Annotated in this window: 10 protein-coding genes; 4 read left to right on the top strand and 6 right to left on the bottom strand. The window is 64.6% G+C overall.

Features of this window, described 5'->3' with window-relative positions:
• The 6 genes from trpE to VLR48_RS16405 form a co-directional block, all read right to left on the bottom strand.
• Nucleotides 1-1,358, bottom strand: a 1,358-nt coding sequence (gene trpE, locus VLR48_RS16430) for an anthranilate synthase component I (RefSeq protein WP_325292823.1), incomplete at its 3' end; no start/stop codon positions are given.
• A gap of 267 nt (nt 1,359-1,625) precedes the next feature.
• Nucleotides 1,626-2,294 carry a phosphoglycolate phosphatase gene (locus tag VLR48_RS16425; RefSeq protein ID WP_325292822.1) on the bottom strand — a complete coding sequence of 223 codons (669 nt, stop codon included), beginning with the start codon at nt 2,292-2,294 and terminating at the stop codon, nt 1,626-1,628.
• 142 nt (nt 2,295-2,436) lie between these two features.
• Complete coding sequence (gene rpe / locus VLR48_RS16420; protein WP_296806034.1) at nt 2,437-3,120, bottom strand: ribulose-phosphate 3-epimerase; 684 nt, start codon at nt 3,118-3,120, stop codon at nt 2,437-2,439.
• Between the two features lie 127 nt (nt 3,121-3,247).
• Nucleotides 3,248-4,069, bottom strand: a complete 822-nt coding sequence (gene djlA / locus VLR48_RS16415; protein WP_325292821.1) for a co-chaperone DjlA — start codon at nt 4,067-4,069, stop codon at nt 3,248-3,250.
• Nucleotides 4,070-4,082: 13 nt separating this feature from the next.
• Nucleotides 4,083-4,748, bottom strand: a complete 666-nt coding sequence (locus VLR48_RS16410) for an energy-coupling factor ABC transporter permease (RefSeq protein WP_325292820.1) — start codon at nt 4,746-4,748, stop codon at nt 4,083-4,085.
• 208 nt (nt 4,749-4,956) lie between these two features.
• Nucleotides 4,957-5,394 carry a hemerythrin domain-containing protein gene (locus tag VLR48_RS16405; RefSeq protein WP_325292819.1) on the bottom strand — a complete coding sequence of 146 codons (438 nt, stop codon included), beginning with the start codon at nt 5,392-5,394 and terminating at the stop codon, nt 4,957-4,959.
• Nucleotides 5,395-5,867: 473 nt separating this feature from the next.
• Between VLR48_RS16405 and VLR48_RS16400 the strand changes: the two genes are divergently transcribed.
• The 4 genes from VLR48_RS16400 to VLR48_RS16385 form a co-directional block, all read left to right on the top strand.
• Nucleotides 5,868-7,400, top strand: a complete 1,533-nt coding sequence (locus VLR48_RS16400) for an ATP-binding protein (RefSeq protein WP_325292818.1) — start codon at nt 5,868-5,870, stop codon at nt 7,398-7,400.
• Nucleotides 7,401-8,120 carry a response regulator gene (locus VLR48_RS16395; protein WP_325292817.1) on the top strand — a complete coding sequence of 240 codons (720 nt, stop codon included), beginning with the start codon at nt 7,401-7,403 and terminating at the stop codon, nt 8,118-8,120.
• Between the two features lie 162 nt (nt 8,121-8,282).
• Nucleotides 8,283-8,837, top strand: a complete 555-nt coding sequence (locus VLR48_RS16390) for a hypothetical protein (RefSeq protein ID WP_325292816.1) — start codon at nt 8,283-8,285, stop codon at nt 8,835-8,837.
• Nucleotides 8,838-9,061: 224 nt separating this feature from the next.
• The coding region (locus tag VLR48_RS16385) for an aldo/keto reductase (protein ID WP_325292815.1) at nt 9,062-9,717 on the top strand (656 nt) is incomplete at its 3' end.

Below are 9,717 nucleotides of genomic sequence, written 5' to 3'. Positions count from 1 at the left end.
TGGATATGGAGCTGGCCGTCCTTGATGACGGCGGTGCGGATGGCGATGGCCGTGTCCATGTTGCCGTTCCAGGACAGATAACCGACTGCACCCGAATAGATACCGCGCTTGACGGGCTCCAGCTCGTCGATGATCTCCATCGCGCGGATCTTGGGCGCCCCGGAGACGGTTCCGGCCGGGAAGGTCGCACGCAGCACATCGATGGCATCCATGCCTTCGCGCAGAGTGCCGACCACGTTCGAGACGATGTGCATCACGTGCGAATAGCGCTCGACGATCATCTTGTCGGTCACCTGCACGCTGCCGATCTCGGCGACGCGCCCGGCGTCGTTGCGACCCAGATCGATCAGCATCAGATGCTCGGCCAGCTCCTTGGGATCGGCCAGCAGCTCGGCTTCGAGCGCTTGGTCTTCCGCCTCGGTCTCGCCGCGGCGACGGGTGCCGGCGATCGGGCGGACCGTGACCACGCCGTCCTCGAGCCGGGTCAGGATCTCGGGCGAGGAGCCGACGATGTGAAAATCGCCCAGATCCAGAAAATACATGTAGGGCGAGGGATTGAGCCCGCGCAGCGCCCGATACAGATCCAGCGGCGGCGCCTGAAAGGGGATGGAAAGACGCTGCGAGATGACGACCTGCATGCAGTCGCCGTCCAGGATGTAGTCCTTGATGCGCTCGACCGCGTGCTTGAAGCCGTCTTCGGTGAAGCCGGAGACGAAGTCGGTCTCGCTCACCGTGCGCCCCTGCTCCGCGGAACGTCGCGGGGCACCGCGGCGCATCCGCTCGCACAGTGCGTCGATGCGCGCCTCGCCGGCCTCCAGGGTGTCTCCGGCGCTCGGATCGAGGTTGAGGATGATGTACATCCGCCCGCTGAGATTATCGAAAACGACCACCTCGTCGGAGACCATCAGCAGGATGTCCGGTGTCTGCAGCTGGTCCGGGTTGGGGCAGGTCGCCAGACGCGGCTCGATATAGCGGATGGTGTCGTAGCCGAAATAGCCGACCAGACCGCCGGTGAAGCGCGGCAGACAGGCCAGATCGGCAACCTTGAAGCGCCTTTGGTAGGCGTCGATCCAAGCCAGCGGATCGGCGGTCTCGACTGACTCGATGACCTCGCCGTCACGTTCGACACGGATCTCGTGGCCGCTCACCCGCAACAGGGTGCGGCAGGGCAGGCCGATGATGGAATAACGCCCCCACTTCTCCCCGCCCTGCACGGATTCGAGCAGGTAGGAGTAAGGCCCCTCTGCGAGCTTGAGATAGACGCTGAGCGGGGTGTCGAGGTCGGCAAGGACCTCGCGCAGGATCGGAATGCGGTTGTGGCCCTGGTCGGCCAGGGCGCGAAAGGCAGCGGGGGTCATCGGGGTCTCCGAGCAATGGGATTTAAGGCAGGTCGGAACGCGGTCTCAACCTCGCCATCGCCACCCGGTCATCGCTCGCATCGTCCGAAGCCTCATGTTCAATCATCGAAATCGCGACCCCAAACGCAAGCCGCAGTCATCGCACAACTCAACAATTGTAGGATGGGTAGAGCGCAGCGAAACCCATCCTCACCGCGCCGACGTCACGGAACGACAGCCCGAAGACGTTGTGGTTTGGAGGATGGGTTTCGCGCCGCTCTAACCATCCTACCCGGCCAGAAACTGCTTGAGCTCGACCATGGAATCGATCACCGCGTCGGGCTTTGCCTCGCGGATGTCCTGACCGTGGTTGTAACCGTAGCTCATACAGATGATCCCGAAGCCGGCGGCACGCGCCGCCTTCACGTCGCTCACCGAGTCGCCGATCATGAGTGCCTCGGCTGGCTCGACACCGAAGTGTTGCGCCGCATGCAGCAACGGCATGGGGTCCGGCTTCTTCTTGGGTAGCGTATCACCGCTGACCACCAGGCCGAAATTGTCGCGGATCCCGAGATCGCGCAACAGCGGCTCGGTGAACTGAGCGGCCTTGTTGGTCACGCACCCTAGGGCGTAACCCGCACCCTTCATGAAGGCGATGCCCTCGATCACGCCCGGATAGAGCACGGAGCGCTTGGAGGTATTGTCCGCATACAGCTCCAGAAAGATCGGAAGCGCCGCCTCGAAATCCGCCTCGTCGGGCTCTCCGTCGAGCTGACCGATCAGCGCACGGCGCACCAGACGCTCGACCCCGTTTCCGACCCAATTACGCACGGCCGCTTCCCCATGGGGCGGACGACCGAGCCGCTCCATCATGGCGTCGACACAAAAGGCCAGATCCGGGACGCTGTCCACCAGCGTGCCGTCCACATCGATCAGGATCATCTTCGGTCGCAGCATGCGCTCACGGCTCCAGGCTCAACAAAACAATCGGGCAAGCTATTCAGGCCCTTCATCGCCTGAACCGCGTCGACTCGAATCGCGAAGGGAAGCTCAGCCGCATCGACCAAACTCCCACCCCGGCCTTAACCCCTGACGCGGTTTAGCGCGCCATCTGCTCGCGCATCTCGCGGATAATGCTGTCGTAGCGATGTGGATCGCTGTCGCGGCCCTTGCCGAAGATCCCGGAACCGGAGACGAAGGTGTCCGCACCCGCCGCCTTGATCTCGCCGATGTTGTCGGCCTTCACGCCGCCGTCGACCTCGAGCCGAATGTCGAACCCGGACGCATCGATCATCTTGCGTGCCGCACGCAGCTTGTCCATCGTCGCCGGGATGAAGCTCTGCCCGCCGAAGCCGGGGTTCACCGACATCAGCAGGATCATGTCGATCTTGTCCATCACATAGTCGAGATAGCTCAGCGATGTGGCCGGGTTGAACACCAAACCGGCCTTGCAGCCCTCGTTGCGGATCAACTGAAGCGTACGGTCGATATGCTCGCTCGCCTCCGGATGGAAGGTGATGTAGGTGGCGCCCGCCGCGGCAAAGTCCGGGATGATCCGGTCGACCGGCTTCACCATCAGATGCACGTCGATCGGTGCGGTCACGCCATGCTTGCGCAACGCCTCGCAGACCAGCGGGCCGATGGTCAGGTTCGGCACGTAATGGTTGTCCATCACGTCGAAATGGACGATGTCCGCGCCGGCGGCGAGCACATTGTCGACCTCCTCGCCGAGCCGGGCGAAATCCGCCGAGAGGATGGACGGTGCGATCAGATCAGGCGTCATGCTGTTGTCCCCTAAGATCTCGCTCACCGCGGCACACGCGCCTCGGCCCGGATCCGTTTTGATGTTGAAAGTGCGGAACTCTAACCGAAGCGGACCGGATTTTCACTCGGCACGCGGCCCCATACGCCTAGGCCGCCCGCGCCTCCGTGATCCTCTCGTAGGCACGCCGGATCTCCTGCGTCTTCTGCGAGGCCATTCGCATCGCCTCCTCCGGCAGGCCCTTCGCCATCAGTTTGTCCGGGTGATGCTGGCTCATCAGACGCCGATACGCCTTCTTGATCTCCGCATCGCTCGCCTTGGGGCCGACCCCCAGGGTCGCGTAGGCGCTGGCGAGCGGAGCCGGTCTTGCCGCCGTCGAGGACGTGCCGCGGCCGGCCTGCCCGGTCGCGCCGGCATACATCCGCTGCTGAAGCACCAGGAGGTTTTCGAGGTGCCGATAGGCCAAAGCCGAGACGTTGAGCCCGCGCCGAATGCTTTCGAGCGCGCGCCGCTGATCCGGCGTCGGTGCGCCGTCCACATAGGCGGTCAGGAGCTGCACCTCGAGGAACAGATGAATCAAGGTCCCTTGGCCCGTACAGACCGCCTTCAGCGCGGCGATGGCGGCCGCCAGATCGAAGTCGGGCGACTTACCTTGGTTGAACAGCTCGATCGCCACACGACGCTGGTCGGTGCCGAGGGACATCCGATCCATCACGGTGCGCGCCAAGGCGACCTCCGCCTCGCTGACCCGCCCGTCGGCCTTGGCGACATGGCCCATCACCAGGAAGGTCGTCTCGAAGAAACGCGCCTGGACACGCGCCCGTTGCGCACCCGTCAGGGCCGGGCGCCGCGGGCCGCCGATCCAGCCCCGATCCACGCCCTGACCCAAGGCCGCACCGAACACCGCACCGACCGGACCTCCCACGACCAGACCGATGGCGCCGCCGACGGCTGTGCCGACCCAACCCATGTTGAAAACTCCCTTATTTTCCTTTCAGATACTGTTCATCGCTGAATGAGTAGACCCACTGCGGCTTGAACGCGACCAGCACGGCCAAGATCCATCCGTTCAGGAAGGCCTCCGGCATGAACATCAAAGGAAAGAAGGGTAGCACCGTTTCGCTGAGATCCGCGAAGCTGTAAGCGCCGCTGACCACCAGCAGCCAGGCCGCCAGATAGCCCGTCAGCACGCCCACGAGACCGGCGGTCAGAAACCCGTTCACCAGCACATAGACGAAGAACTGCTTGGGCAGGTACCAGCGGATCAGGATCAAGGCGACCTGGGTCAGGGTCGCCGGCACGACACCCGTGAGCAGCGCATTGATCGCAAACCCGTCCCAACCCGTTCCCGCATTCAGGATCACCCCGAGCAACGCCAGCGCCGCCCCGATGACCGCCAACGACCACCCGAACATCAGGGTGATGGCCGTCACGCCGAGCAGATGAAACGACAACCCGGCCTGCACCTGAACGTCCATGTGCCAGAGCACCAGCAGCGCGACGACCGCCCCGAGAAAGACGTTCAACTGCTCCAGGTCGCGAAATTTCCGCCAAGGCGTCAGACGCAACGCGAGCAGCAGGATCAGTGCAAAGAGCAGGTTGACGACCCAAAGCAGGGCCGGCGAGAACAGCGTAGCGTCGATCGTCATGTCGAGCCTGTCGGAGGTGGCTTGGTCGAGGTGACCTCATCTGTCCGAAATTAGGCAAGTTTTCGGGTGGATCAACTGTGAGGCTGCGATGACGGGTTCCGCGGAGGACCAGGATTGCCGTGACCGGATCGGCGTTCGGCGTGAAAAAGGGAGAAACGCCGCGAATTGAGCGGCAAGGGTCGGCAGCGGGAGGAGAAATCGCGGGGATTCAAACGTCCGCGATCATGGCAGCCATGTCCGCCGCCCGCTCCGGCAATGCCCCGTCGGCCATCGGGTAGATGATTCCCTCTTCTTTGTAGTTGTGCTGCTGCACCAGAAGATGCAGCGTCTCGAGGATGCCGAGCAAGGCGTTCTTGTCGCGCGCATCGACCGCCGCTCCGATCTCGGCGAGGAGCTGACGCATCTGCGCGTGCTCGTTGCACATGATCTCGATGGGATTCTCCGCGACGAAAAAGACCTGCGCGAGTGCGGGGAAGACGACCTCTTCCTCAAGCGCGAAATGACGGTCCATCGCGGTGACGAGTGCCCCTGCGGCAGCGCCGATGGCGGACCAATCCGAGCCGCCGGCACTGGCTTCGGCCTCGGCGAGGAGACGGTCGCAGCGGTGGTGATCCTCGGTGAAGGTGTCGGTAATGGCCGTCATCATTCCGCTATTTTTCGGTGCCGATGATTGAGATACGTTGATTCTGCGGCGCCGCGAACGTCGATTCCTTGACATGAGTCAGGCGATGCGCGTGGGCCGAGACTGCAGCCGCGAGGCATAGGGCCATCATGCCGAGACGGAATCCGTGATCGGCAATGCGTTTTATCGTCAGAGTGCTCTCCGGTTGGGATCGATGAACGACGTGGCCTCGCACTCGTCGGCGCGCCATTGAAACGCACGGATGTTCATCGCGCATTGCGAAATGTAGAGAAAAAGCGTCGGGCTCAATCCGTTCCTTTTTTGGTGCACCCTCGCCTGTTATCGTCTTCCCATCGATCGAGAGCGGATGCCGCGCGAAGGCGTCGCGTGCGGCGCGCGTGCGTCGACCCGGTCCGCTTCAGTCGACAGAAGCGGCGCCCGCTGCGAAACCCCGTTCATGGGCCGCTCGTACCGAGGCGTCCGGAGCTGCCGTGAAGATGTCGTTTTCCATTCACACCAAGGTCTTTCTCACGCTTCTGCTCGCCTGCGTTCTGGTCTTGTCGGGCACTCAGGCGTTCGTGCATTGGTCGCTTCAACGCGGATTGGTCGAGCTGGCCGAGGCGCGCGAGCAGGCGCGGGTCGAGGCCATCGGCGAGCGTCTCGTCGAGATCTATGCCCGCGAGGAGAGCTGGACGCCGCTGCGGGCGTCGCCGCGACTGTGGCTCGGCGCGCTTCTGGGGCGCGATTGGCCCGCGGAGGGGCGTCGAGGTCGATCGGGCGAGTGCTCGCGTCCTCCGCCGTGGGCACGGCGCTTTCTCGGACCGCATCATCAGGCGGACGGCGGCGATGGCTTCGTCTGGCCACCGCAGCCGACGTTGCACGACGAGCGACGGGATCAGGGGGCGCCGATCGAGCTGCGCCTGATGCTGCTCGACGCCGAAGGCGCCCTGATCTACGGACGGCCGGAGCTGTTGCCCGACACCCGGCGTTTTGCGTTGAATCTCGACGGCACCCCGATCGGCGCGCTTGCGATCATCGCGGGCGCCCCGGTCGCGGAGCTCGCCGATCTGCATTTCGTCGAGCGCCAAGGCGGGCGGCTCTGGCTGATCGTGGCGGCGATGCTGGCACTCGCGGCCGCCTTGGCCTATCCGCTGTCCAGTCGATTGATCCGTCCTGTGAAGGAATTTCAGCAGACCGCGCGCCGACTGGCGGCCGGGGACTATGACGCCCGGGTGGGGATCGGCGGCGGCGACGAGATCGCCCGCTTGGGCCGCGACATCAACGCCCTTGCGGATGCGCTGGGGCGCAACGATCGGGCGCGCCGTCAGTGGGTCGCGGATATCTCCCATGAGCTGCGCACGCCGATCGCGCTCTTGCGGGCGCATCTCGAAGCGATGCAGGATGGCGTGAGGAAGCTGGAGCGCGCGGAGGTCGACCGGCTGCACGGGGACGTGCTGCGGCTCTCGCGTCTGGTCGAGGACCTGAACGATCTTGCGACGACGGATCTCGGTGCACTCGCCTACCGCATGCAGGAGATCGACCTTGCCGAGATCCTGCGCGAGGATATCGATGCCTTCAGGACGCGCTTCGAGGCCGCGGGGCTCGCGTTGGTCTTCGACAATCGGCTCGCCGGTCGGATCGACCCGCCTCAGGCCGGGGATGCTCCTCTGCACGCGGACGCCGGCCGGATCTCCCAACTCTTCGGCAACCTGCTTCACAACAGCCTGAGCTACACGGATCCGGGCGGAGGGTTGACGGTGACCTTGGACGCAGCTCCGCCCGGCGGCTATCGGATCACCTTCGAGGACACGGCGCCCGGCGTCCCGACCGAGGACCTGCCCCGGCTCTTCGACCGACTGTATCGGGTCGATGCCTCGCGCAGCCGCCATACGGGCGGCGCCGGACTGGGCCTTGCGATCGCGAAGAACGTGGTGATGGCCCATGGCGGGACCATCGAGGCACAGGCGGCGGCAGCGGGCGGATGTGCGATCCGCATCGAGCTGCCGGCAGACCGAGAGGCGAGGATGTAGATGAACCAAACCGCACTGCCGTTGATCCTCGTTGTCGAGGACGAGGAGCGTCTGGCCGAGGTGGTCGGCGACTATCTGCGTGCGGCCGGCTTTCGGGTACATCACCTGGCCACCGGCACGGGTGCGGTCGCCTGGATCGAGCGCGAAGGACCGGATCTGATCCTGCTCGACCTCATGTTGCCGGGTCAGGACGGGTTGAGCATCTGTCGAGAGGTGCGCAGCCGCGCTCAGGTGCCCATCATCATGACCACGGCACGGGTCGAGGAGATCGATCGCCTGCTGGGGCTCGAGCTGGGTGCCGACGACTATGTCTGTAAACCCTACAGCCCGCGGGAGTTGGTGGCCCGCGTCAAGGCCGTCCTGAGACGAACCAGCCAGGCGCCCGAGCACCGACCGAGCGGTTTCTTGACCCTCGAGCCGGACCGATTGCAGGTCTCGCACGACGGCAAGGTCATCACGCTGACCGCCGTGGAGCTTGCATTGCTCGCCACACTCCATCAGGCCGCGGGCCGAATCCTCTCGCGCGACCAGCTCATGGACCGGATCTACCCCGATAACCGGGTCGTTTCCGATCGCACCATCGACAGTCACATCAAGAAGCTCCGGCGCCGACTCGGCGAGCTGGTGCCGGATATCGAGCTGATCCACTCGGTCTATGGTGTCGGCTATCGCTACGAGGAGCCCGACACCAACGAGGCCATCTCGCGAGAAACGGGCTGAGCCTCGACCGCTCGGCTCGGACTCGCCCGCTTCCACGAAATCTGCACGATCTCTGCACAGCTCCTGCACCCCGGTCACCTAACCTGCACTGCGTCGGGACTGGACTCGACATCCCGTCGGGACCCTCCCGAGACGCAACAAAGACATCAAAGGTGACACATCATGAACACAGGCAAGAGCTTTCGCACCGCAACCTTGGCGTTCGCCGTCACGGCAGTCATGGCCACCTCGGTCTTGGCCGGACCACGCGGCTTTGATCAGGATCCGAGCGCGTTCGCGGACCAACGCATCGAACGCATGACGCGGACCCTCGACCTGACGACCGAGCAGCAAAGCGAGATCCGGACCATCCTGGAGGAGCAACGTGCGCAGGCGCTGCAGCAGCGTGAGGACACACGGGCACGCATCGGCGCCCTGCTTACGCCCGAGCAACAGGCACGCATCCAAGAGCAGCGGGACACTCGGATGGAAAGGCATCTCGATCGGCTCGCCGACCGACTCGATCTGAGCGAGGATCAGGTCGCGCAAGTGCGCATCGTCATGCAGGCCAAGAACGATGGCTCGGGCATGGCCCGAGACGAGGTCGGAGAGCAGATCAAGGCCGTCCTGACCGAGGATCAGCTCGAGCGGTTCGAGGCCCGCGGAGCCGGGGCCAAGCGCGGAGGGCCGGGCGAACCCTGTGCGCAGGGCAAGATGCGCGGCGGGCCGGCGTTCTGATGCCGCGAGCCCCGGCCGAGAGCGGATCCAATTCGCTCCCGCCGGGGCTCCCGCCGCGCGGGACGCGTGCACGGAGAGGTGTGTGTCGTACCCGCGCCGTCTCCGTTACTGCATATCCGCAGCGCTTGCTTCTTCGATAGAATCAGGGCGATTCTTTGCTTGATCATGTGTTTGGGCGATGCGATCTAGCATCCTGGATCACCGACACGATTGAGGAGAACGCAATGGAGCTCAGACCGCTCGGGCGCTCGGACATCCGCGTCAGCGCACTTTGCCTCGGCACCATGACCTTCGGCGAGCAGAACAGCGAGGCCGAGGCACATGCCCAGCTCGACCGCGCGCTCGCCGCGGGGATCAATTTCATCGACACGGCCGAGATGTATCCGGTCCCGCCACGCGCGGAGACCATCGGCCGGACCGAAGCCTATATCGGCACCTGGCTCGCGTCGCGCGGTTGTCGTGACCGGGTGGTTCTGGCCTCCAAGGTGGCCGGTCCGGGCGCATGGCTGCCGCATCTTCGCGGCGGCAAGTCGCGGCTGGACCGCGCCAACATCGTGACGGCCTTGGACGGCAGCTTGAAGCGACTGCGGACCGACTGGATCGACCTCTACCAGCTGCATTGGCCGGATCGCGAGACCAATTACTTCGGCAAGCTCGGCTATTCACCGGTGGAGGACGCCCACAGCGTCCCCTTGCTGGAAACACTCGAGGTCCTCGCCGATCAGGTCCGGGCCGGCAAGATTCGGCAGATCGGCGTCTCCAATGAAACACCTTGGGGCCTGATGCGCTTCCTCGCGCTCGCGCAGCAGCATGGCCTGCCGCGCATGGTCAGTATCCAGAACCCTTACAGTCTCCTGAACCGGACCTTCGAGGTCGGCCT

Origin of the sequence: Thiocapsa sp. (genome assembly GCF_035467215.1) — a bacterium.
GTDB lineage: Bacteria > Pseudomonadota > Gammaproteobacteria > Chromatiales > Chromatiaceae > Thiocapsa.
Note: the sequence above shows the minus strand (reverse complement) of the source record. Positions and strands in the feature narration are given on the sequence as shown.

What these genes read in the sequence shown, in the direction of transcription:
- VLR48_RS16425 (WP_325292822.1), bottom strand. Translation starts at nt 2,294, where the DNA reads ATGCTGCGACCGAAGATGATCCTGATCGATGTGGACGGCACGCTGGTG.
- VLR48_RS16395 (WP_325292817.1), top strand. Translation starts at nt 7,401, where the DNA reads ATGAACCAAACCGCACTGCCGTTGATCCTCGTTGTCGAGGACGAGGAG.
- rpe (WP_296806034.1), bottom strand. Translation starts at nt 3,120, where the DNA reads ATGACGCCTGATCTGATCGCACCGTCCATCCTCTCGGCGGATTTCGCC.
- VLR48_RS16400 (WP_325292818.1), top strand. Translation starts at nt 5,868, where the DNA reads ATGTCGTTTTCCATTCACACCAAGGTCTTTCTCACGCTTCTGCTCGCC.
- VLR48_RS16410 (WP_325292820.1), bottom strand. Translation starts at nt 4,748, where the DNA reads ATGACGATCGACGCTACGCTGTTCTCGCCGGCCCTGCTTTGGGTCGTC.
- VLR48_RS16390 (WP_325292816.1), top strand. Translation starts at nt 8,283, where the DNA reads ATGAACACAGGCAAGAGCTTTCGCACCGCAACCTTGGCGTTCGCCGTC.
- VLR48_RS16405 (WP_325292819.1), bottom strand. Translation starts at nt 5,394, where the DNA reads ATGATGACGGCCATTACCGACACCTTCACCGAGGATCACCACCGCTGC.
- djlA (WP_325292821.1), bottom strand. Translation starts at nt 4,069, where the DNA reads ATGGGTTGGGTCGGCACAGCCGTCGGCGGCGCCATCGGTCTGGTCGTG.